21 protein-coding genes and 3 tRNA genes are annotated in these 20,864 nt (G+C 65.8%); 10 read left to right on the forward strand and 14 right to left on the reverse strand.

Annotated features, from left to right (window positions below; genetic code table 11):
* Window positions 1-103: 103 nt before the first annotated feature.
* Complete coding sequence (locus tag U9970_RS09295; RefSeq protein ID WP_322763997.1) at window positions 104-1,267, forward strand: aminotransferase class V-fold PLP-dependent enzyme; 1,164 nt, start codon at window positions 104-106, stop codon at window positions 1,265-1,267.
* A 74-nt stretch (window positions 1,268-1,341) separates the two neighbouring features.
* Here U9970_RS09295 and aqpZ read toward each other — a convergent pair whose 3' ends face one another.
* The 4 genes from aqpZ to yidD all read right to left on the reverse strand — a co-directional run bounded on the left by aqpZ (window position 1,342) and on the right by yidD (window position 4,252).
* Window positions 1,342-2,082 (reverse strand): aquaporin Z, encoded by a 741-nt coding sequence (aqpZ, locus tag U9970_RS09300; protein WP_322766093.1) that lies wholly within the window; start codon window positions 2,080-2,082, stop codon window positions 1,342-1,344.
* A 101-nt stretch (window positions 2,083-2,183) separates the two neighbouring features.
* Window positions 2,184-3,677 (reverse strand): UDP-N-acetylmuramoyl-L-alanyl-D-glutamate--2,6-diaminopimelate ligase, encoded by a 1,494-nt coding sequence (locus tag U9970_RS09305; RefSeq protein WP_322763998.1) that lies wholly within the window; start codon window positions 3,675-3,677, stop codon window positions 2,184-2,186.
* Window positions 3,678-3,704: 27 nt separating this feature from the next.
* The gene (locus tag U9970_RS09310; protein ID WP_322763999.1) at window positions 3,705-4,013 is read right to left on the reverse strand and encodes a glutaredoxin family protein; all 309 of its coding nucleotides are present in this window, start codon (window positions 4,011-4,013) and stop codon (window positions 3,705-3,707) included.
* On the reverse strand, window positions 4,013-4,252 hold the full coding sequence (gene yidD, locus U9970_RS09315) for a membrane protein insertion efficiency factor YidD (RefSeq protein ID WP_322766094.1): 240 nt from the start codon (window positions 4,250-4,252) through the stop codon (window positions 4,013-4,015). The genes U9970_RS09310 and yidD overlap by 1 nt, the downstream gene beginning before the upstream one ends.
* 197 nt (window positions 4,253-4,449) lie before the next feature.
* Here yidD and rpsD point away from each other — a divergent pair, with 197 nt between their 5' ends.
* Entirely contained in the window at window positions 4,450-5,058 is a 609-nt protein-coding gene (gene rpsD / locus U9970_RS09320) for a 30S ribosomal protein S4 (RefSeq protein WP_106501418.1), read from the forward strand.
* 183 nt (window positions 5,059-5,241) lie between these two features.
* On the opposite strand, the gene trpC is transcribed toward rpsD, so the two are convergent.
* The 5 genes from trpC to U9970_RS09345 all read right to left on the reverse strand — a co-directional run bounded on the left by trpC (window position 5,242) and on the right by U9970_RS09345 (window position 8,815).
* Entirely contained in the window at window positions 5,242-6,129 is an 888-nt protein-coding gene (gene trpC / locus U9970_RS09325) for an indole-3-glycerol phosphate synthase TrpC (protein ID WP_322764000.1), read from the reverse strand.
* Window positions 6,130-6,134: 5 nt separating this feature from the next.
* Complete coding sequence (gene lpdA, locus U9970_RS09330) at window positions 6,135-7,595, reverse strand: dihydrolipoyl dehydrogenase (RefSeq protein ID WP_322764001.1); 1,461 nt, start codon at window positions 7,593-7,595, stop codon at window positions 6,135-6,137.
* Window positions 7,596-7,633: 38 nt separating this feature from the next.
* Window positions 7,634-8,473, reverse strand: a complete 840-nt coding sequence (locus tag U9970_RS09335; RefSeq protein WP_322764002.1) for a TrmH family RNA methyltransferase — start codon at window positions 8,471-8,473, stop codon at window positions 7,634-7,636.
* Between the two features lies 1 nt (window position 8,474).
* Window positions 8,475-8,723, reverse strand: a complete 249-nt coding sequence (locus U9970_RS09340) for a hypothetical protein (RefSeq protein ID WP_322764003.1) — start codon at window positions 8,721-8,723, stop codon at window positions 8,475-8,477.
* Window positions 8,724-8,731: 8 nt separating this feature from the next.
* Window positions 8,732-8,815, reverse strand: a tRNA-Leu gene (locus U9970_RS09345).
* A 153-nt stretch (window positions 8,816-8,968) separates the two neighbouring features.
* Here U9970_RS09345 and murA point away from each other — a divergent pair.
* The 5 genes from murA (at window position 8,969) to U9970_RS09370 (ending at window position 13,619) form a co-directional block, all read left to right on the forward strand.
* Window positions 8,969-10,285, forward strand: a complete 1,317-nt coding sequence (murA, locus tag U9970_RS09350; protein ID WP_322764004.1) for a UDP-N-acetylglucosamine 1-carboxyvinyltransferase — start codon at window positions 8,969-8,971, stop codon at window positions 10,283-10,285.
* Between the two features lie 12 nt (window positions 10,286-10,297).
* A tRNA-Leu gene (locus tag U9970_RS09355) sits at window positions 10,298-10,379 on the forward strand.
* A 41-nt stretch (window positions 10,380-10,420) separates the two neighbouring features.
* Window positions 10,421-11,617 carry an aspartate aminotransferase family protein gene (locus U9970_RS09360; protein ID WP_322766095.1) on the forward strand — a complete coding sequence of 399 codons (1,197 nt, stop codon included), beginning with the start codon at window positions 10,421-10,423 and terminating at the stop codon, window positions 11,615-11,617.
* Complete coding sequence (locus tag U9970_RS09365; RefSeq protein ID WP_322764005.1) at window positions 11,607-12,863, forward strand: bifunctional folylpolyglutamate synthase/dihydrofolate synthase; 1,257 nt, start codon at window positions 11,607-11,609, stop codon at window positions 12,861-12,863. The genes U9970_RS09360 and U9970_RS09365 overlap by 11 nt, the downstream gene beginning before the upstream one ends.
* 201 nt (window positions 12,864-13,064) lie before the next feature.
* Window positions 13,065-13,619 carry a pentapeptide repeat-containing protein gene (locus tag U9970_RS09370; RefSeq protein WP_322764006.1) on the forward strand — a complete coding sequence of 185 codons (555 nt, stop codon included), beginning with the start codon at window positions 13,065-13,067 and terminating at the stop codon, window positions 13,617-13,619.
* Here the strand turns inward: U9970_RS09370 and U9970_RS09375 are convergent.
* Genes U9970_RS09375 through U9970_RS09385 form a run of 3 tightly spaced genes read right to left on the reverse strand, consistent with a single transcriptional unit; the run spans window position 13,603 to window position 16,683 of the window.
* On the reverse strand, window positions 13,603-14,982 hold the full coding sequence (locus U9970_RS09375; RefSeq protein WP_322764007.1) for an FAD-binding oxidoreductase: 1,380 nt from the start codon (window positions 14,980-14,982) through the stop codon (window positions 13,603-13,605). The two genes, U9970_RS09370 and U9970_RS09375, sit on opposite strands and share 17 nt — an antisense overlap.
* Window positions 14,975-16,258 (reverse strand): amidohydrolase family protein, encoded by a 1,284-nt coding sequence (locus tag U9970_RS09380; RefSeq protein ID WP_322764008.1) that lies wholly within the window; start codon window positions 16,256-16,258, stop codon window positions 14,975-14,977. The genes U9970_RS09375 and U9970_RS09380 overlap by 8 nt, the downstream gene beginning before the upstream one ends.
* Window positions 16,258-16,683 (reverse strand): DUF4359 domain-containing protein, encoded by a 426-nt coding sequence (locus tag U9970_RS09385; RefSeq protein WP_322764009.1) that lies wholly within the window; start codon window positions 16,681-16,683, stop codon window positions 16,258-16,260. Before U9970_RS09385 ends, U9970_RS09380 begins: the two co-directional genes overlap by 1 nt.
* Window positions 16,684-16,790: 107 nt before the next feature.
* Here U9970_RS09385 and U9970_RS09390 point away from each other — a divergent pair, with 107 nt between their 5' ends.
* Together U9970_RS09390 and U9970_RS09395 are read left to right on the forward strand one after the other, a co-directional pair.
* Window positions 16,791-17,003: a hypothetical protein gene (locus tag U9970_RS09390; protein ID WP_322764010.1), complete on the forward strand. Its 213-nt coding sequence runs from the start codon at window positions 16,791-16,793 to the stop codon at window positions 17,001-17,003.
* Between the two features lie 73 nt (window positions 17,004-17,076).
* Window positions 17,077-17,149: transfer RNA gene (locus U9970_RS09395), tRNA-His, on the forward strand.
* Window positions 17,150-17,198: 49 nt separating this feature from the next.
* Here U9970_RS09395 and U9970_RS09400 read toward each other — a convergent pair.
* Window positions 17,199-18,260 carry a DUF1611 domain-containing protein gene (locus U9970_RS09400; RefSeq protein WP_322764011.1) on the reverse strand — a complete coding sequence of 354 codons (1,062 nt, stop codon included), beginning with the start codon at window positions 18,258-18,260 and terminating at the stop codon, window positions 17,199-17,201.
* Window positions 18,254-19,351 (reverse strand): dipeptide epimerase, encoded by a 1,098-nt coding sequence (locus tag U9970_RS09405; RefSeq protein ID WP_322764012.1) that lies wholly within the window; start codon window positions 19,349-19,351, stop codon window positions 18,254-18,256. The genes U9970_RS09400 and U9970_RS09405 overlap by 7 nt, the downstream gene beginning before the upstream one ends.
* A 138-nt stretch (window positions 19,352-19,489) precedes the next feature.
* Here U9970_RS09405 and miaB point away from each other — a divergent pair, with 138 nt between their 5' ends.
* On the forward strand, window positions 19,490-20,863 hold the full coding sequence (gene miaB / locus U9970_RS09410; protein ID WP_322764013.1) for a tRNA (N6-isopentenyl adenosine(37)-C2)-methylthiotransferase MiaB: 1,374 nt from the start codon (window positions 19,490-19,492) through the stop codon (window positions 20,861-20,863).
* Window position 20,864 lies beyond the last annotated feature (1 nt).

A 20,864-nucleotide genomic window follows, 5' to 3' on the forward strand; every position in this document is an offset into this window, starting at 1 on the left:
AATTGGCATCGCCAACAATCTATAAATTGAACCCACTAAAACTGTCATATCATTCGATCTATCGGCAATAAAATGCCAGGATCAGAGCATATAAACACTCCTAATGCCAGCTGATTTCCGCGCCCAGCTACCCGCCCTGGCCAACAAGACCTACTTCAACTACGGCGGCCAAGGCCCCCTGCCGAGCTCCTCCCTCGATGCCATCACGGCCGCCTGGCGCACCATCCAGGAGCTGGGCCCCTTTTCCGGCGCGGTATGGCCTTTTGTGGAACAGACCACCAGCCAGCTGCGCCAGCACCTGGCCGACTGGTTTGGCGTGCCGGCGCACCGGCTGGCCTTCAGCGAAAACGTGACCAGTGGCTGCGTACTGCCGCTCTGGGGCCTGCCCTGGCAGGCCGGCGACGAACTCCTAATCAGCGACTGCGAGCATCCGGGGGTGGTGGCCGCCTGCCGCGAACTAGCCCACCGCCAAGGGCTTGTGCTCACCACCTTGCCAGTAGCGGATCTGCGCGGCACTGCCGCTGACACAAACGAGCAGGTGCTGCAGCGATTGGATCGCCAGCTCAGCCCCGCCACCCGATTGGTTGTGCTTTCACACCTGCTCTGGAATACGGGCCAGGTGATGCCGATTGCAGCGGTAGCAGGCCAGCTCAGCTCACACCCCAAGCATCCCTGGCTGCTGGTGGACGGGGCCCAATCCCTTGGGGCCATTCCGATCGCAACTGCAGCCGCGGCCGCCGACATCTACGGCTGCACCGGCCACAAATGGTGCTGTGGCCCCGAGGGACTGGGAGCAGTAGCCCTATCGGAGCGGGTGGTGCGAGAGGCCAGACCAACCCTGATCGGCTGGCGCAGCCTTAGCCACGAAGCCAGCGGCCAGAGCGAATTTCACACCGACAGCCGCCGCTTTGAAGTGGCCACCTCCTGCATACCCCTTTGCGCTGGGCTGGAGCAATCCCTGCACCTGCTGGAGGCAGAAGGCACTGCCGAAGAGCGCCTGGCCCTGATTCAGCAGCGCAGCGGCTATCTCTGGCAAGGACTGCAGGCCAACCCTCGGGCCCGCACCCTGTTGGAGGTGCCGCCACCAGCGGGGCTGGTGAGCTTTGAGCTCAGGGGCGAAGATCCGCAAAGGGTGGTGAAGCGCCTGGGCGAGCAAGGCATCTGGCTGCGCAGCCTCGACGATCCCCACTGCCTGCGGGCCTGCACCCACATCACCAGCACCGAAGCCGAGATTGACCAGCTGCTTGGAGCTTTGCAAGCGCTCTGAGTTGCTCCCAACGCCAAACAAAAAAGGGGCTTACGCCCCTTCTCTTGATCTAGCTTGCCTAGATCTAATTGCGATCAGGAAGCCTGGTCACTGAACACATTGCGGTACACCCAGCCAGCCAGCAGGGCTCCCACAATCGGTGCTACCCAGAACAACCAGAGCTGACCCATCGCTTCTACTCCCGCCCAAACAGCTACTGCAGTGCTACGGGCAGGATTTACCGATGTGTTTGTCACCGGGATGCTGATCATGTGAATCAGGGCCAGGGTGAGGCCGATAGCAAGGCCCGCAAAGCCAGAGGGAGCTAAGCGATCAGTAGCACCAATAATCACCAAAAGGAAGAAGAAGGTGAGCACTAGCTCCACGATCAAGGCTGCCCAGAAGCCATAGCCACCTGGTGAATGGGTGCCCCAACCATTTGTAGCCAGCGGATTACTACCAGCCATCACCAAATCAAAAGCAGGGCCACCGGCCATCACCAACTTGATGAAGCCTCCGGCGAGCACGCCGCCGATCACCTGAGCCAGGATGTAAGGCAGAAGCTCCGATCCCTTCATGCGGCCGCTGGCCCAAAGACCGAAGCTCACCGCCGGATTGAGATGACAACCAGAGATGTGGCCAATTGCATAGGCCATCGTTACCACCGTGAGGCCAAAGGCCAGCGACACGCCAAGGAAGCCCAGACCAAAGGGGTTACCCGAAGCAATATCTGCTCCAGTGAGATACGGGAAATTAGCGGCGATTGCGGCACTACCGCACCCTCCCAACACCAGCCAAAAAGTACCGAAACCTTCAGCAAGAAGCTTCTTGCCCATCGGAACAGAGGTTGTCACAAAAGTGGTTGATACAACAAGAGATTTATACCCAGAGCACCTTGCACAAACCAGACACTGGGTATATTCGATACATTTAGACCCTAAGTGGCCCGCCGGCGGCGCAGGGCTTTCTCCGCCTCTTCCCGGTCGTCGAAGTGAACCTTGGTAGTGCCGAGGATCTGGTAGTCCTCATGGCCCTTGCCGGCGATCAGCACCAGATCCCCAGGTTCGGCCGCGGCGATGGCGGCGGCGATCGCTACCGCCCGGTCGGCCTCCACCTGCATGGAGGCTCCAGGGGCAATGCCGGCAGTCACATCGGCCAGGATTTGCTGGGCATCCTCGGTGCGGGGGTTGTCGGAGGTCACATAGAGCTGGTCAGCGAGCTGGGCGGCGATCGCTCCCATCTGGGGCCGCTTGCTGCGGTCGCGGTCGCCGCCGCAGCCAAACACGCAGATCAGCCGCCCCACCGTGAAGGGCCGGCAAGCAGCCAGGGCGTTGGCCAGGCCATCGGGGGTGTGGGCGTAATCCACCAGCACGGCTGGATCGCCGCCGCCGTCGCCAACCACCACCCGCTCCATGCGACCAGGCACGCCGCGGAAGTTGGCCAGCCCCTCCAGCAACTGGGGCAGGGGGACGCCCTGCTGGACCAGGGCCCCAACCGCCTGCAGCAGGTTCATCAGGTTGAAGCGCCCCACCAAAGGCGAGTGGAATGCCCCCTCCCCCGCCGGCGTCTGCAGCACCCCGCGCACGCCGCCTGCCCCCAGCTGCAAATCGCGGATGAACAGCTCGGCGCTGGGGTCTTCCAGGGAGCTGCGCCAGCAGGCTTTACCTAGACGGCTCACCAGCTGGGCGCCCCAGGGGTCGTCGCCATTCACCACCGCCCCCCCAGCCAGCAGCGGCTCCGCAAACAACCGCGCCTTGGCCTCGAAATAGGCCTGCATCGAGGGGTGATAGTCGAGGTGATCCTGGGTGAGGTTGGTAAACACGGCGCCCGAGAAGTGGCAGCCAGCCACCCGCTGCTGATCAAGGGCATGGGAGCTCACCTCCATGGCACCGATCTGGGCGCCGGCCTCAACGGCCTGGGCCAGCTGGGCCTGGAGCAGATCGGCGAAGGCCGTGGTGTGCTGGGCCGTCACGCTGTGGCCTGGCCAGCGATTCACCAAAGTGCCAAATAGGGCCGAAGGCCTGCCTGACGAAACCGCCAGATGTTCAATTAAATAGGTGGTGGTGGTTTTGCCGTTGGTGCCAGTGACGCCAATCAGGGCTAACCGGCGACTGGGCTGGGACCAGAAGGCAGCCGCCAGCTCTCCGGCCCAGCGGGCCAACGGCTCAGGCGCTACAAGCACCGCATCGCCTGGACCAGGCGGCTGCAGGGCCGCCGCGGCCTCGCTAATCACCGCAGCTACCGCACCGGCCTGCAGGGCCTGGGGCCAGAAGCAGCCCCCATCCACCTGGCTGCCAGGCAGCCCCACAAACAAAGTGCCCCGCCCAATGCGGCGGGAATCACAGCTGATGCCGCTCAGCTCTCCGTTGGCCACGCCCACCGGCAGCTCCAAACCCACCTGCTGCAGGACTGGGTGGAGCAGCTGGGTCATGGCGTCGCCAGTAAAACTGGGGCCTATCTAAGCGTCCTGGCTGGAAAAACCATGCTTCTGCAACCAAACCTGCAAGCTGGCTCCAGTTAGCCGTGGCGGCACCCTAGGCAGCTGCCGATCTCCCTGGGCGGAGCGCACCTGCAGAACCGGCACCTCCAGCCCAAAGCGGGCCTGCAGGGCGGGATCGCCATCCACATCGATCGTCTCAAGGGCTAGAGGGAGATCGAGGGCGCGCAACTTCTGCTCCAGTCCCTCGCACAAACAGCACCCCTTGCGGGTTAGCAGCAGCAAAACCGGCAGCCCGGGGGAGGGCGAAGTGGTAGTGGAGGAGAGCATCAATCGGGCACGGGATCGCAACCGCAGGGGGTGAAGGGATGGCAGCGCAGCAGCCGGCGCAGGGTGAGCCAGCTGCCCCGCCAGGGCCCATGGCGGCTGATCGCCTCGAGGCCGTAGGCGCTGCAACTGGGAATGAAACGGCAGCGGGGCCCAAGCAAGGGCGAAATCCACTGGCGATAAAAGCCGATCAAGGCGAGCAGTAGTGCCGCCAGGCCACGACTAAGCAATTGGGTCGGCAGTTGGGTTGAGCTCCCAAGCTCGGCCGCTTGCAGCGAGGCGAGGCCCGGCTCAGGCTGGAGATCGAGGCTGCGCGGCCCAACCGATAAGATCGATCGTTGGCGCGGCACAGCTCGAGTTAGCGGGATCATCCCAGCATGCTCGATACCGCAGCGCCTTGCCTCCCCAGGGAGGTACTTCGTCCTTTGAATTGGTTTTCATGTCTCGCTACCGCGGCCCTCGTCTGAGGATCACGCGGCGCTTGGGAGACCTTCCCGGTCTCACCCGTAAGTCCGCTAAGCGGTCTTATCCCCCCGGTCAGCACGGCCAAGCCCGTCGCAAGCGCTCCGAATACGCAATCCGCCTCGAAGAAAAGCAAAAGCTTCGCTTCAACTACGGCATCTCCGAACGTCAGCTGGTTCGCTACGTCAAGAAAGCCCGGGCCCAGGAGGGTTCCACGGGTACCAACCTGCTGAAACTGCTCGAGAACCGTCTCGATAATGTTTGCTTCCGTCTGGGTTTTGGCCCCACCGTCCCCGGTGCCCGCCAGCTGGTGAACCATGGCCACCTGACCGTGAACGGCCGCGTCGTGGACATCCCCAGCTACCAGTGCAAGGCCGGCGATGTGGTCGCCGTGCGCGAGCGCAAGCAGAGCAAGCAATTGGCTGAAGGCAACTTGGCCTTCCCCGGTCTGGCCAACATCCCGCCCCACCTTGAACTCGATAAGAACAAGCTCGTCGCCAAGGTGATCAGCAAGTGCGAGCGCGAATGGGTCGCCCTTGAGATCAACGAACTGCTGGTGGTTGAGTTTTACTCCCGCAAGGTGTGAGCACCTGGCTGCTGCGGCAGCTTCGTTCAGCACTGCGCTCCCCAAGCCCTCGCCCTTGCGGCGGGGGCTTTTTGTTGCATTCATCTTTGCGGCAACTGGCGTGGCATCTGGGATGGCGGCAGCGCCCAACCTGCGCGCTTCTTAGCTAAACTAAGACTTAGCTAAGCCTTGCAAACACATACATCAGCCGCTGCCGATCAAGCTCTCCAGGGCGGCGGTCACATCGGCCTGACGCATCAGCGCTTCGCCCACCAGCACCGCATCGGCGCCAGCACCCTGCACCCGGTCGAGGTCGTCGCGGGTGAACAGGCCCGACTCGCTCACCAGCAGGCAGCCCTTGGCGAGGATACGTTCGCCATAAACGGCAGTGAGCTGCTCGGTGGTGGCCAGATCGGTATGGAAGCTGGCCAAATCGCGGTTGTTGATACCGATAAGTTGCACGCCATCAAGGCCCAGCACCCGCTCTAGTTCCTCGCCGTCGTGCACCTCCACCAGCACGGCCAGGCCCAGAGCCCTGGCCACCTTGAGCAGGTAAGCCAAATCCTGGTCGCTGAGAATTGCGGCGATCAGCAGGGCCGCATCGGCCCCGGCGGCGCGGGCCTGAAAAAGCTGATACGGACTCAGGATGAAGTCCTTGCAGAGCAGGGGTAAATCAACTGCCTGGCGCACCTGCACCAGCACCTCAAAGCCACCCTGGAAAAACTGCTTATCGGTGAGCACCGAGAGGCAGCTAGCACCACCGGCGGCGTAGCCCTTGGCGATCGCTTCGGGATCGAAATCCTCGCGGATCACGCCCTTGCTGGGGCTGGCCTTTTTCACCTCGGCGATCACCGCTGGCTTGCGGCAGGAGGCCCGCAGGGCCGCCAAAAAATCCCTAGTCGCCGGTAGCTCAGCCACCTGCTGTTTAAGCTTCTCCAAGGGCACCCGCTCCCGCGCGGCCGTTATCTCCCGATCCTTTTCCCAAAGGATCTGCTCAAGAATGTGACGTGGTTCGCTGTCCTCGTGGCGGATGGCGTATTCGAGAAAGGCCACCTTCACCTTGGGGTTGGGCGGCCGGCGACGGATCTCCATGGTGCTCAGCCTGCCACCGCCATGGCTGCTTGCTTGTAGGCCACTTCCACCACTTCACTCAAGGTGGGATGGGTGTGCACCTCCGTGGCCAGTTGCACCACGCTCTGGCGGCGCGCCACGGCGTTAGCGATCTCCTGGATTAGGTCGGCCGCATGCAAGCCAAAGATGTGGGCGCCCAGCACCTCACCGCTAGCTTTGTTGAATAGCAATTTCATCAAGCCTTCCCCCTCTAGTTCAGCCAGGGCCTTGGAATTGGCCTTGAAGTAGCTGCGCACCAGGCCCAGCTCAAAGCCCTCTTGCTCAGCCAGTGCTTTGGCATCGGCCTCGCTCAGGCCCACCGAGCTGATCTCCGGATGGGTGAAGGTGGCCGCTGGGATTGAGCGGTAGTCGATCTGGCGGCTGTGGCCAAGAATGTTGTCTACGGCCACGGTGCCTTGGGCGGCGGCGGTGTGGGCCAGCATCATCTTGCCAGTCACATCGCCTACGGCCCAAAGGTGCGGCACCGGCTCACCGCCCACCAGCACCCGCATCCGCTCGTCGACTGGCACAAAGCCCCGCTCGGTTTCCACACCAACGGCAGACAGGTTGAGCTCGGCGCTAGTGGGCACCCGCCCAGTGGCCACCAGCACCGCATCAACCTCGAGGATTTCCACCAGCTCCTTGGTGGCCATGTCTGCCAGCTCGATCTTCACCGGGCAGCCGGGGGTCACCTTGCGGGCCAGCACCCCGGCGCGAGCATCAATGTCGCGGCCATTGATCAAGGTGCGCGCAGCGAGCTTGGCGATGTCGGGATCGAAGGTGGGCATAACCCGATCGAGGGCCTCAATCATCGTGACCTCACAGCCCAAGGCCGTGTAGACATCAGCAAATTCCAGGCCGATGTAACCGCTGCCGATGATCGCTAGCCAGCGGGGCAGCCACTCAAGGTTCACCGCCTCATCACTGGTGAACACGGTGCGCCCATCGGTCTCGATGCCGCGGGGAACGAAAGGCTCGGAACCGGTAGCCAGAATCACGTCGCGGGCGCTGATCGTGCGCTCAATGCCACTGCCGCTCTCGCGCACCGTGACCTGCTGATGGCCGGCCAGGCGGCCCTGGCCCCGCAGGATCGTGGCACCGGCGCGCTCCAGGGTTTTGGTGAGATTGCTGCGGATAGTTGCCACCAGCTGGTTGGCATGGTCGGCGATCTTTTGGCGCTCAAAGCGCACCGGGGCGGCGTGGATACCGAAGCCAGCCAGGTGCTCGGCGTCGGCCAGCTCCCGCACCCGGCCGCTGGCCGCCAGCAGGGCCTTGGAGGGCACACAGCCCCTGTTCACACAGGTGCCGCCCATGTCGCGCGACTCAACAATGGCGACCCGCAGACCATGGTCGGCAGCGTGCTTCGCCGCATCGAAACCGCCATAGCCGGCACCGATCACGACCACGTCGTAATCGAAGCTCGAACCATCAAGGGGGGCGTCGCTCACCGGGCAGCACTGCGGTTGTTGAAAGGCATTCTCCCCCGTCAAGCTCCAGCCTGCTGGCGCAGGCGTTCGAGCAGTAGCGGAGCTGCCGCCACGGCCACGTTGAGGGATTCCACCGCTGGGCTGTGGGGAATGGTGACGCGCTGGCTGGCCAGGGCCTGGAGCTCCGCTGATACCCCAGCCCCCTCATTGCCAAGCAGCAACACCGTGGGCCGAGTCCAATCGAGCTGCCAATAGGGCATGGGTGACGCAGTAACAGCCACCGATTCGGTCTCGGGGCGCAGCGCAACCACCAGCTGCAGGCCGGCAGCCGTTGCCGCCTGTAACCGCTCCGCCAGTTCCTGCCTGCTCTCTCGCAGCAGGGGCAGAGCCAAGGCAGCCCCAGCCGAGGCGCGCAACACCTTGGGTTGAAAGGGGTCAGCCCCATCGGCCAACCACAGGGCCCCAACCCCCGCCGCTAAGGCAGTGCGCATCAAGGTGCCGAGGTTGCCGGGATCCTGGATCCCATCGAGGGCCAGCACAAAGCTGGCCGCGCCTGGAGCCACTGCCGTCGGAGGCAGCAGGCTGGCCACCACTCCGTCGGGATGTTGGGTAGTGGCTATGGCCTCGAGCACCTCGCCACTCACCAGTCGCCAACGGCAACCTGGAGGCAGGGCTGCCACCAGCTCGCCATGGTTGGCCAGCCAAGCGGCGGTAGCCAACACGTCTTGGGGCTGAAGCCCTAAACGCAGCGCCTCCTGCAGGAGGTGGGTGCCTTCCAGCAGCAACAGACCCTGCTCGCGGCGACCGCGAGACTCGTGCAGAAGACGCAGCTGCTTTACCAGCGGGTTGCGGCGGCTAGTGAGCGGCTCCGCAGCACCCAAGCCATCGCGAGGGATCACTTCAGAAAGCCTGGTGACGGCGCACATTCAAACCGTCGTGCACTACGAGCTCCTTGCCATCTAAATCAAGACCTCGTACTGAGGCGACCTCACCCTTGAGGCCTTCAGCCTGCAGGTTTTCGACCAATTTCTTGACGACAATGTCCTCGATCGTGGATTGATCGAGACTTTCGGGAGTAAGGCTCTCAAGGAATTTGCCTAACTTCGAGGCCATCACCTCGGAAGCGTTTGAGATCTTGAGAATGATCATGAGAAAAGTGCGGATGGGGAGACTTGAACTCCCACGACATTGCTGCCACTAGTACCTGAAACTAGCGCGTCTACCAATTCCGCCACATCCGCGTGGCTGTCGCTAGAGCGGAGCTCGCTGCGACGAGGAAAACATACGCCATCGGCAACCCGCACCAGCGGTCGGAGCCACTTCCGGCGGCGGCCGGCTAGACCGCCTCACCTTTTATTGTCAATATGCTGCGACGTGAGTCGGGCAGTCGTTCCATGGGTCTGATCGCTGTCCAGCCACCAAGCAAGACCCGTTCTCTTCAAAATCCTCAGCTGGAAATCAGAGGCGGCCGGCGCCTCTCCGGCGAGCTCCATGTGAGTGGTGCCAAGAATTCAGCCTTGGTGCTGATGGCTGCCTGTCTGTTGACCAGGGACACCATCCGACTGAGAAACGTCCCTCCGCTCACCGACATCGCCGCCATGAGCGAAATGCTCAGCAGCCTCGGCGGCCAGGTCCACCGTCATGGTGACTCGCTGGAATTAAAGGGCGACTCAATCAATAGCTCTACAGCCCCATATGAGCTGGTGAACAGCCTCAGGGCCAGCTTCTTCTGCATCGGCCCCCTGCTTGCCCGCACTGGCATGGCCAAGGTGCCCCTGCCAGGCGGCTGCCAGATCGGCACCCGGCCCGTTGTTGAGCATGTCAAAGGACTCAAGGCCCTCGGCGCCCAGGTCACTATTGAGCATGGGGTCGTTACGGCCGTAGTGCCAGGCAGCGGCCATCGCCTCACGGGCGGCCGCATCCACATGGACTGCCCCAGCGTTGGCGCCACCGAGACCCTGATGATGGCGGCCTCGCTCGCCGATGGCGAGACGGTGATTGACAACGCCGCCCTTGAGCCAGAGGTGGTTGATTTGGCGGGCCTGCTGATCGCCATGGGGGCCAAGGTGCGCGGAGCTGGCACCTCCACGATCACAATCGTGGGCGTGGAGCGCCTGCATGGCGCCGACTACGCCGTGATTCCCGATCGCATCGAAGCTGGCACGTTTCTGCTGGCAGCCGCCATCACCCGCTCCCATTTGCGGGTAACCCCAGTGATCCCAGATCACCTTGGCGCCGTCCTCACCAAGCTCGAGGAGGCGGGTTGCACCTTGGAACACGACGGCGTTGGGATCACCATCAAGGCTGACCAGATCAATGCAGTCGACCTGCGCACCCAGCCATTCCCTGGCTTCCCCACCGACCTGCAAGCCCCTTTCATGAGCCTGCTGGCCACAGCCCGGGGCACCAGCGTGATCACCGAAAACATCTTTGAAAATCGCCTGCAGCACGTGGGCGAACTGCAACGCATGGGTGCCGCAATCCGCATGCAGGCCAACACCGCTTTTGTGGAAGGGGTGGCCCGCCTCAGCGGTGCTCCAGTGCAAGGCAGCGACCTGCGCGCCTCCGCCGCCATGGTGCTGGCCGGCCTAGCCGCCGACGGCATCACCAGCGTGCGCGGCCTGGAATACCTAGACCGTGGCTACGCAAATCTTGAGGGCAAGCTCAATGCCGCCGGTGCCAGCATTGAGCGTGTCTGCTCGGCGGCTTAAGCTCTCAATTGCGGGAGCGTGCCGGAATTGGTAGACGGACTCGACTCAAAATCGAGCGCCTTCGGGTTTGTGGGTTCGAGTCCCACCGCTCCCATCTCGCCCATCACCCCCTCAGGAATGGCTGCCTCAGCCGTGATGGACACCTACGCCCGCTTCCCGATCAGCCTCACCAGGGGCCGGGGAGTCTGGGTTTGGGATAGCAATGGCAAGCGCTATCTCGACTGCGTAGCCGGCATTGCCGTCTGCACCCTCGGCCACAGCGACGGGCGGCTGAAGCGGGCCTTAAGCCGCCAGCTGGGCAAGCTGCAGCACGTATCCAATCTGTATCGAATCCCCGAGCAGGAGGAACTCGCCGCTGCGATCACCGCCAGCAGCTGCCTGGATCGGGTTTTCTTCTGCAACTCCGGCGCTGAGGCCAATGAGGCCGCCATCAAGCTGGCCCGGAAGCACGGCCACACGGTGAGGGGCATCTCCACTGGCGACGGCAAGGCGCCCCTAATCCTCACCGCCCAGGCCAGCTTCCACGGCCGCACCCTGGCTGCGGTTACGGCCACGGGCCAGCCCAAGTACCACCAGGGCTTTGAGCCGATGGTGCAGGGCTTCCGCTACTTCCCTTACAACGACACTGCCGCCTTTGAAGCCCTGCTCGCCACCTGCGAAGTGCAGGGTCCGCGGGTGGCCGCCGTGCTGCTCGAACCAATTCAGGGCGAAGGCGGCGTGCATCCCGGCAACAGGGCCTTTTTTCAGCGGGTGCGCGAGCTCTGTGACGCCCACCACATCCTGCTGATCTTTGATGAAGTGCAGATCGGCGTTGGCCGTAGCGGCCAGCTCTGGGGCTACGAGCAGCTGGGTGTCGAGCCCGATGCCATCACCCTGGCCAAGGGCCTCGGCGGCGGCATCCCCATCGGTGCCCTGGCGGTGAAAGCCTCAGTGGATCACTTCCGCCCCGGCGAACACGCCAGCACCTTCGGCGGCAACCCCTTCGCCTGCCGCGCCGGCCTCACCGTGCTAGCCGAACTGGAGCGGCGCGACCTGGTCAGCCACGTGCAGCGGATGGGCGGACTGCTGCAGGAGCTGCTGGCCGAGCTAGTGAGCCGCCATCCCACCCTGCTGGAGGGGGTACGGGGCTGGGGGCTGCTGCAAGGCCTGGTGCTGCGCGAAGAGGCCCCCAGCGCTCCTGACATCGTCAAGGCGGCCATGGAGCAGGGGCTGCTGCTGGTGCCCGCCGGCCCACGGGTGGTGCGCTTCGTGCCCCCGCTGGTGATCCAGCCCCGCCACCTGCGCCTGGCTGTCGACCGCCTCGAGCGCGCCCTAGTCAGCCTTGGTCGCTAAACACGACCCCTTCGCCGACCTGATCGAGCCATTCAGCCGCCGCGGCGTCGACTTGGGCCTCGATCGCCTCCAGGCGGCCCTAGCCGAGCTTGGTAACCCCGAGCGCCGCTTTGCCGCCGTGCAGGTGGCGGGCACCAACGGCAAGGGCTCGATCTGCACCCTGGTGCACCAGGCCCTGCTGGCCAGCGGCATCCGCGCCGGCCTCTACACCTCGCCCCACCTGGTGAGCTGGACCGAGCGCATCCGGCTGGGCGACACCCCAATCGCCGCACCAGACCTGCGCCGCCACCTGGAAACCGCCACACCGATCGCCCAACGCCACCAGCTCACGCCGTTTGAGCTGGTGACCGCCGCGGCCTTCCTGGCCTTCGCGGAGGCGAACTGTGAGCTGGTGGTGCTGGAGGTGGGACTGGGGGGCCGGCTCGACGCCACCACCTGCCATCCCCACCGGCCCGTGATCGGCTTTGCCTCGGTGGGGCTCGACCACGCCGAGTTCCTCGGGCCAGATCCAGCCACGATTGCCGCCGAGAAAGCCGGCGTGCTCCAGCCGGGGGCCGTGGCAATTAGCGCTCCCCAGAGCCCGGAGGTGGCGGCGGTGCTGGTGGAGCGGGCTGCCGCAGTGGGAGCCAAACTGCGCTGGGTGGAGCCGCTGGATCTCAACCAGTGGACCCTGGGGCTTTCAGGAGCCGTGCAGGCCGCCAATGGCGCCGTCGCCCTGGGCCTGCTGCAGGCCTTAGGGGCGCGGGGCTGGCCGGTCAACGACCCAGTCATACGCCGCGGTTTCGCAGCAGCCCGCTGGCCAGGCCGCCTGCAACAACTGAGTTGGGGCGGCCAGCCCCTGCTGCTCGATGGCGCCCACAACCTGCCGGCCGCCCTCGCCCTGCGCTCTGAGCTCGACGCCCATCCCGAGCGCCACGGCCTGACCTCCGGCCCGCGCCACTGGCTGCTCGGCATGCTGGCTAATAAGCAGGGGCCGGAGATAGCCGCGGCCCTGCTAGCCCCAGGCGACCGGGCCTGGATCGTGCCGGTGCCGGGGCACGCCTGCTGGAGCCTTGAGGCCCTTACCGCCGCCTGTCCCAGACTCGCTAGCCAGCTGCACAGCGCTCCCTGCCTCGAGGCCGGACTGGCCCAAGCGGGAAGTGGCTTGCAGCGCGTGGTAGTTGCTGGCTCTCTCTACCTAATCGGCCAGATAGCCCCATCAGAGCAAGCCCCAGTTGCAAGCCCAGGGACTTCTGGTTTTGGTTAATTCGCCGGTTAATTCGCCTGCTGCTCATCGCCACCAACCCACCAACCCACTAGCCCATCAACCAAGCTCAAGCCCCCCTTGAGCATGTTTTTGCTGATTAGCTTAGCTAAGGCTAAGTCAAGTCGTAAAACACCCATCTACTCCTCCCCTTCTGCCACCGCACACCATCCAGGCCAGAGTGAGGTCCCGCGGCCGATCCCCATGGCTCCCCTCTTCGAGCTCCTATCAGCGGCCCAGTCAGGAGCTAATTCAGTGGCGAAATCAATAGCGCAATCATTAGCCCTTTCCCTAGTCCTAGGGCTGCTGCTGCTTTCTCCACTGTTTTCCCCATTGCCGGCGGCGGCCGACTTCTCCGGCGTGGACTACACGCTCACCAACCAGAACGAGCAGGATTTCAGCGGCCAGGATCTAGCCAATACCTCCTTCGCTGGAGCCACGGGACGACACGCCAACTTCAGCGGCGCAGATCTGCACGGGGCGATTCTCACCCAGGCGGCCTTCCCCTATGCCAATTTCGCCGGCGCCGATCTCAGCGGCACCCTGATGGACAAGGTGGACCTCTCCGGCGCCGATCTCAGCGGGGCAATCCTCGCCGGGGCAATCGCCTCGGGCAGCAGCTTTCGCGGCGCCAACGTCACCGATGCCGACTTCAGCGACGCCCTGATCGACCGGGTAGACCAGCGCTCCCTCTGCCGCGATGCCGAAGGCACCAACCCGATCACCGGCGCCGATACCCGCCTCAGCCTGGGCTGTTAACCCAGCCGCGCAATTTGCCGGGGTTGAGCAGGCCGGCCGGGTCGTAGGCGGCCTTTGCTGCCACCTGGTCGGCATCGATCACACCCAAGCCGCCATCTTCGACGCTGATCACGTGGGGGTTGAACAGCACGGCACCGCAGCGGCGGCAATCGTCTAGTAGCCGCTGCAGGGCCGCCTCGCCGCGCCAGCGCAGCAGTGGCAGGGCCGCCAGCCGGGCCGCACCCTGCTGCCTCACGGCCTCCAGGTGCCAAAGCAGGTCGTCGCCCCACTGCTCCCTCAATCGCTCCAGGCAGGGGGCCTCCGGCTGGGGCAGCAGCATCTGCAGGTAGGTCCAATCCGGATGCTGGGCGCGCCAATGCAGGGTGGTGTGGTTCCAGCTGAGCTCCCGCAGCGGCAGCCCCCGGCTCTGGCCCTGGGGGGCCTGCCAGCGCAGCGCTCCGCCCCGGGCCGCCAGCCAGCTCGGCAACCCCTCCAGGGCAGCGGGGGCGGCCAGCAACAACAGGCGCTGCTCACCAGGCTCGGGCGCCGGACAGCCCGCCGGCCAGGGGAGCTGGCTAGCCAGCGGCCCCTCCAGCACGGTGATTGCATTGAGCTCAAAGGCCGTGCTGGCAAGGGCCTGAGCCGCCGCCAGGGCCTGCCCCCACTGTTCGAAACCCACCACCAGCTGCTGCCAAACCACTGCCTCGCTGGTGGGCAGCCGCAGGGCCGTGATGATGCCATTGGTGCCGTAGGCGTGGTTGAGCGGGGCGCTGGCGGCGGCATCGAGCTGCAGCAGCCGCGGCTCGGGCTCGAGGGTTACCACCTCCAGGCCCAGCAAGTTGCCGGGATCGCGCAGAAAACCCCAGCGCAGGGAGCCGATGCCGCCGGAGCCACCGGCGATAAAGCCACCGATGCTGGCGCTGCGCACCGTGCTGGGCACCAGCCGCAGGGCCCGGCCCCGGGGGGCCAACTGCTGCTCGATCGCCCCCATCAAGGCGCCTGCCTCCACCTCGAGCACGCCGGTGGCTTCATCCAACTGGCGTAGCTGATTGAGGCCGCTGAGATCCAGCACCAAGCCGCCTTGCAGCGGCACGCACTGGCCGTAGTTGCCCGTGCCGGCACCCCGCACCGTCAAGGGCACGCCGTGGCGAGCACAGGCTCCTGCCACCAGCAGCACCTGCTCCACCGTGGTGGCTCTAGCCACCAGCTGGGCGCGGCAGCCTTGCAGCAAGGGCACCAGCACTGGCGAGTAGTCGTAGTAGTCGCGGGAGAGCCGCTCGAGCTCCATAGGCGACTCGGCCCCCAGCAGCAGCAGGGCCGAATCCAACCGGCCCAGCTCAGCTGCCAGGGCAGTGATCTGGGCCTCAGGGCAACGCTCAGCCATGGGGTGGCAAAAGGGGTGAAGGCAGCTCAGCTTCGGGCGGCGGCAGCCAGACGCCTTGACGCAACACCCGCCGCTGGGGCGGCCGGGCCAGCAGCTCCCCCCAGCTACCAGCCCCAAGCAGCACTAAATCGGCGGGTGCCCCAAGCCGCACCACCCCATCCCAGGCCAGCTCCAGCACGGCTGCGGCGGCGGTGCTGAAGGGGGCCAGGCCCAGCCGCTGCCAGGGCATCAATTGGCAGAGCGGCGCCGACCAGCGCAGCAGCTCAATGGGATCGAAATCACCACCTGGATACCAGGGGTCTTGCACGTTGTCGCCGCCAATGGCCAGCCGCACGCCCGCCTGCTGCAGGCTGCGGATCGGCGCCAGGGGCCGCCGCCAGGGGGTGCGCCCGGGCCGGCGCCCCAGCAGCCAGAAATTGGTGGTGGGCAGAGCTACCACGGCGATGTTGGCGGCGGCCAGCCAATCGGCCAGCCGGTCGCAGTTGCGTTGCGGCAACAGGGCCATGCTGCTGGCGTGGCTGCAGGTGATCGCCACGGCGCGGCGCTGCTCCAACACCAACTGGGCCACCATCGCCACCCCCTCGCCAGGGCAGGAATCGGCCTCATCAACGTGCAGATCCACCCCGCAACCATGGCGCTCGGCCAGGTCAAGCAGGGCCAGCAGGGCCTCGCGGTCGGCGCTGCGGCGAGCGGCACCCTGGCCATAGGGCGGCCCGATCACCCCACCCAGCAGTCCCTGGCCAGCGGCCACCCGCCGGGCCAGGGACTGCCCCTCCGCCGTGAGCCAATGGGCCATCGGTGCCAGGGCCACCAGCTGCAGCTCCAGCCGCTCGCGCCAGCGCTCACGGGCCGCCAGCAGGGCTTCCCAGCTGGGCTCGGCCCCAACCCCCACGCTATCGATGTGGCTGCGGATCGCCCGCACGCCATTGCGCCAGGCCCGCTCTAGGGCCCGCTCAGCCCGCTCAGCCACCTGCTCAACGCTGCGCTGAACGTATTCGCGTTGGTTGGCAGCTAAGGCCGCCGCCATCGTGCCGGCCCGGTTGGGAAAGGCGGCGGCGCTGAAAGCCTTATCCAGGTGGGCGTGGGGCTCAACCAGGGGGGTTAGGGCCAGGGGCAAGTTGGCCGCAGTAGCAGTCTGGGCGGGCAGGGGCGAAATGGCCGTGATCCGTCCCGCCTCGAAAGCGATGCGCAGGGACACCAAGCCATCCGCATCGGCGCGAAACCCGGCTCCGCCCAGGCGCGGATCCAGCAGCCCCCGGGGCAGACGCAGCTCCACTAGGGGCTCTCGGAACCGTCGGTGGCAGCGCTGATCAAGACAAATTGACCGGCTACTCCCACCACGGTGGAGCGAAAGCGCGGCACCTGCCAGCGCAGCAGCGATTGGCCGCCCAGCTCAGTTTCGAAAACACTCACCACCCCGTAGTTGCGGCGGCGGGTGTGGCTGAGCACCACGGCCGCCAAGGCCTCTCGCTGGGCCTCAACAAGTCCCACACAGTTGTTGATCGCCATCCGCAACAGAACCGGCACGCCGCCATCGGCGCAGAGCTCCTTGCTGATCTCTTCCACTAGGCGATCACTGGCGTAGGAGCGAAAGTCGGCAGGGGCTGGATTGGTGAGGGCAAGCCCGCCGCCAGCTAGGGCGAGCACGAGCAAGCCAGGCGCCCAGGCAAAGCGGGCCGGGGTGTCCGAACGGCAAACCAAACGGTGCAAAGTTGCAGGCAAGCAAGGTTGGCACCCTTTGCTCGCCACCGCAGGCGCCTTGCCCCAAGCCTCAACGTCCTGTCTAATGCGAGCTCAGGGGCAAGGGCATGGACCAGAAGCTCATTGGTACGGCCTTTCTGGCTGCCCTGGCAGCAGCCCTGCTCGACGCCGACTCAGCAGCATTTCTGCGCGACCTAGTCGGGCCCTGGCTGCGCTCACCGCTGCTGGTGCCCCTGGCCGGCGCGCTGCCCCAACTGCAAACAGGCGCGGGGATTCTCTGCCTGGTGGCAATTCCAATCATGTGGCTGAGGCCGCGGTAGCTGGGCTGAAGCAGGTCGCCGCAACGGGTGAGAAGCCTTGACAGGCCACGACTTGCTACATTCAAACGGCGCGGCGGGCGTCGCCAAGCGGTTAAGGCAGCGGCTTGTGGTGCCGCCATCCGGGGGTTCGAATCCCCTCGCTCGCCCTTGATTCCCTAGCCGTCCCCACCACTTTTGGGGCGGCTTTTTTGTGGCTTACTGCAGCGCCTGCAGCAAAACTTCAGCCCCATCACGCACCGGATCGGCGCAGGGCAAGCCGAGCTCAGCCGCGGTGGCGTCAACAGCAAGCTGGGCTGCGGCGGCGTCCAATTGGGCGGTGTTGAGCGCCACCGCCCGCACCCGCGGCCGCAGGCCATCGGGCCGCCCCAAGGCCGCCAGGGCCTCCAGCGCCGCGATCAACTCGCTCAGGGGCGCGATCGCCACCGGCACCTCCCCTGGTCGGGTGCGCACGTGGCTCTGGCCAGCGCGGTGCACCAGCAGCAGCTCGGTGGGCTGGCTGCCACGCAGCAGGGGCAAGGTGGCGCTGGAGCCCGGATGGCAAAGGGACCCCTGGCCCTCCACCAGCAGCAACGCCTCCGGCCCGGCCCCAGCGGCGGCGGCCAGCACGGCCGTCTCCACGGCACCGGCGGCGTAATCAATCCGCACGGCATCGAGGGCCACGCCCTGGCCGCTGATCAAGATTCCCGCCTGCCCCGTGCCCACAAAGCGAGCATCGAGGCCGCGGCGCCTGGCCTCAGCCTGCAACTCCAAGCAGGCGCTCATCTTGCCCACGGCCATATCCGAACCAACTGCCAGCACCCGGCGGCAGGGCAGGGCAGCGGCTCGCGCTGCGGCCACCTCCAAGCCAGCCGGCTCCTGGCGCAGGTCCCAGATCCACTGGCCGGCTCGGCTGCAGGCAGCAGCCAGCTCGGGATCATCGCCAAGGCGGCTGTGCAGGCCACTGGCCAGGTTCAGCCCCGCCTGCAGCGCCACCAGCAGATCGGCCCGCATCGCTTGTGGCAGGCGGCCACCGGAGGGGGCCAGCCCCACCACCGCCACCTCGGGCCCGTAGGCCAGGGCCGCCGCCATGTCAGCCACCACCGGCACAGCCCGCTCAATGCCGCTCACCTGCTGCAGGTCGGAGCCAGCGAAAGCCGGATCGATCACCGCCACGATCGGCCCACTGCGATAGCGCAACATCGCCAAACCGGTCTTGCCGCTGAGGTCGTTGAGGCCGCCGTGCTGCAGCAGCACGACCGGAGCGCTTGGGCTCAACATGACGACTGCCCCATGGCAACACCCAGATCGATGCCAAGGCCGGGGCCCGCTGGCGGAATCAGCACGTCTCCCTGCACAGGCAGCCCCTTGAAGGGGTCGTCCACCAGGTTGAGGTGGCTATCGAGGTCGGGCCAGGTCACCAGGGGCAGCAGCTGGGCTGCGGCGCCATTGAGCAGGGCGCCATCGGAGTAGCAGCCCACCATCACCCCTAAACCCAAGCGACGAGCCGTCTGGGCCAGCAGCAGGGCCTCGCTGAGGCCACCGCTCTTGAGCAACTTGATGTTGATGCCATCTACGTGGGGGGCCAGCCGCAGCAGATCGGCCAGCTGCCAGCAGCTCTCATCGGCCACCAGGGGCAGGGGGCAAAGGCCGTGCAGAGCTGCAAAGCCAGCGGTATCCAGCTGGGGATCCAGCAGGGGCGCCAGGGGCTGCTCCAGCAGCACCACGCCGGCCCGCTCCAGGGGCTCGAGCATGGCCCGGGCTGTGGCCAGATCCCAGCCGCCGTTGGCATCCACCTGCAGCTCGCAGGCGCTGCCGGTCTGCTGGCGCCGCTGCTCGAGGGCGCTAGCCACCCCCTCCAGCAGGGCCAGGTCGTGGGCGATGCCAGCGGGACTGCCCAGCTTGAGCTTGATGCGGGTGGCAGGCAGCTGCAGCCACCAGCGCTCGAGCCGCGCCAGGACAGCCTCGGGCGTACCTAAGCCAAGGGTGACGCTGGTGGCGACACAGGCGCCTGGATCCAGGCCCCAGAGCCGGTGCAGCGGCTGGTTCAACCTTTTGCCCCACCAATCGTGCAGGGCCAGATCCAAGCCACAACGGGCGGGGGGGCTCAGGGCGGCCAGCAGGGGCTCCAGGGCCTGCAGGGGCTGGGGCGCCAGAGCCGCAAGCTGGGGGGCAACCGCCTCCAGCTCCGCCGCAACGGCATCGGTGTCGTAATGGCGGTGGCCGGTCTCAAAGCCGCCGGTCTCGCCGATGCCCGTGAGTCCGTCGTGCTCAAGGCTCACCAGCAGGTGCTCCACCGCAGCCGTCGTGCCGCGGCTGATGGCCAGGGGCACGGCCTTGGTGAGCTGAAAGCGGCGCAGGCGAAGCTGCATCAGGGCTAAGGCGCTGCTCTCAAGCTGACACGGGTCTGGCACCCGTCCTGGAATCCGGACAGCGTGTACAGATTCCAGGACACCAGCCCAGGCCCCTTTGCCCGCCAGCCGCCAACCCTGATGGCCGAAACTAGTTGCATGACGGCCACCAACCTCAGCACCAACGTCGCCCGCGGCAGCTACTGGATCACCACCTTTGGCTGCCAGATGAACAAGGCGGATTCCGAGCGCATGGCCGGGATCCTGGAAGCCATGGGCTACCAGGAGGGGACAGACGAGCACAGCGCCGATCTGGTGCTCTACAACACCTGCACAATCCGCGATAGCGCCGAGCAGAAGGTTTACAGCTACCTAGGCCGCCAGGCCCAACGCAAGCGCCTCAACCCCAACCTCACCCTGGTGGTGGCGGGCTGTGTGGCCCAGCAGGAGGGCGAATCCTTGCTGCGGCGCGTGCCCGAGCTGGATCTGGTGATGGGCCCCCAGCACGCCAACCGACTGGACACCTTGCTGGCCCAGGTGGAGCAGGGTCAGCAGGTGCTGGCCACCGGTGAGCAGCACATCCTTGAAGACATCACCACCGCTCGCCGAGATAGCCAGGTATGCGGCTGGGTGAATGTGATCTACGGCTGCAATGAACGCTGCACCTACTGCGTGGTGCCCTCGGTGCGCGGCCAGGAGCAGTCGCGGCTGCCGGGCGCCATCAAGCTGGAGATGGAGGGCCTGGCGGCGCGCGGCTTTAAAGAGATCACCCTGCTGGGCCAAAACATCGATGCCTACGGCCGTGACCTGCCCGGCATCAGCCCGGAGGGCCGCCGGGCCCACACCCTCACCGACCTGCTGCATCACGTTCACGACGTGGCCGGAATTGAGCGGATTCGCTTTGCCACCAGCCACCCGCGCTACTTCACCGAGCGCCTGATCGATGCTTGCGCCGACCTACCCAAGGTGTGCGAGCACTTCCATGTGCCCTTCCAGAGCGGCGACGACGATGTGCTCAAAGCCATGGCCCGCGGTTACACGGTGGATCGCTACCGCCGCATCGTTGAGCGCATCCGCGAGCGCATGCCCGATGCCGCCATCAGCGCCGATGCGATCGTGGCCTTCCCGGGCGAAAGCGACGCCCAATACCGCCGCACCCTGGCCCTGATTGAGGAGATCGGCTTCGACCTGGTCAATACCGCCGCCTACTCGCCGCGGCCCCACACCCCAGCGGCCGACTGGCCAGACCAGCTCAGCGAGGCGGTGAAGGTGGAGCGCCTGCAGGAGCTCAACGCCCTGGTGGAGCGCACCGCCCAGCAGCGCAGCAACCGCTACGCCGGCCGCTGTGAAGAGATCCTGGTGGAAAGCAGCAATCCCAAAAACTCCAACCAGGTGATGGGCCGCACCCGCACCAACCGGCTCACCTTTTTCCCCGGCCAAAACCTCGATGGCAGCCCGATCAAACCGGGCGACCTAGTGACGGTCCAAATCGAAGAGGTGCGCGCCTTCTCCTTGAGCGGCAAACTGGCCTGAG

This window comes from Cyanobium usitatum str. Tous (assembly GCF_963920485.1).
Lineage (GTDB): Bacteria > Cyanobacteriota > Cyanobacteriia > PCC-6307 > Cyanobiaceae > Cyanobium_A > Cyanobium_A usitatum_A.

Excerpts from the sequence above, each read along its gene's own strand:
- U9970_RS09295 (WP_322763997.1), top strand. The coding sequence starts at position 104 with ATGCCAGCTGATTTCCGCGCCCAGCTACCCGCCCTGGCCAACAAGACC.
- U9970_RS09310 (WP_322763999.1), bottom strand. The coding sequence starts at position 4,013 with ATGCTCTCCTCCACTACCACTTCGCCCTCCCCCGGGCTGCCGGTTTTG.
- U9970_RS09305 (WP_322763998.1), bottom strand. The coding sequence starts at position 3,677 with ATGACCCAGCTGCTCCACCCAGTCCTGCAGCAGGTGGGTTTGGAGCTG.
- U9970_RS09405 (WP_322764012.1), bottom strand. The coding sequence starts at position 19,351 with ATGCAGCTTCGCCTGCGCCGCTTTCAGCTCACCAAGGCCGTGCCCCTG.
- U9970_RS09360 (WP_322766095.1), top strand. The coding sequence starts at position 10,421 with ATGGACACCTACGCCCGCTTCCCGATCAGCCTCACCAGGGGCCGGGGA.
- U9970_RS09375 (WP_322764007.1), bottom strand. The coding sequence starts at position 14,982 with ATGGCTGAGCGTTGCCCTGAGGCCCAGATCACTGCCCTGGCAGCTGAG.
- rpsD (WP_106501418.1), top strand. The coding sequence starts at position 4,450 with ATGTCTCGCTACCGCGGCCCTCGTCTGAGGATCACGCGGCGCTTGGGA.
- U9970_RS09390 (WP_322764010.1), top strand. The coding sequence starts at position 16,791 with ATGGACCAGAAGCTCATTGGTACGGCCTTTCTGGCTGCCCTGGCAGCA.
- U9970_RS09400 (WP_322764011.1), bottom strand. The coding sequence starts at position 18,260 with ATGTTGAGCCCAAGCGCTCCGGTCGTGCTGCTGCAGCACGGCGGCCTC.
- aqpZ (WP_322766093.1), bottom strand. The coding sequence starts at position 2,082 with ATGGGCAAGAAGCTTCTTGCTGAAGGTTTCGGTACTTTTTGGCTGGTG.
- trpC (WP_322764000.1), bottom strand. The coding sequence starts at position 6,129 with ATGGAGATCCGTCGCCGGCCGCCCAACCCCAAGGTGAAGGTGGCCTTT.
- murA (WP_322764004.1), top strand. The coding sequence starts at position 8,969 with ATGGGTCTGATCGCTGTCCAGCCACCAAGCAAGACCCGTTCTCTTCAA.
- U9970_RS09340 (WP_322764003.1), bottom strand. The coding sequence starts at position 8,723 with ATGATCATTCTCAAGATCTCAAACGCTTCCGAGGTGATGGCCTCGAAG.
- U9970_RS09370 (WP_322764006.1), top strand. The coding sequence starts at position 13,065 with ATGGCTCCCCTCTTCGAGCTCCTATCAGCGGCCCAGTCAGGAGCTAAT.
- miaB (WP_322764013.1), top strand. The coding sequence starts at position 19,490 with ATGACGGCCACCAACCTCAGCACCAACGTCGCCCGCGGCAGCTACTGG.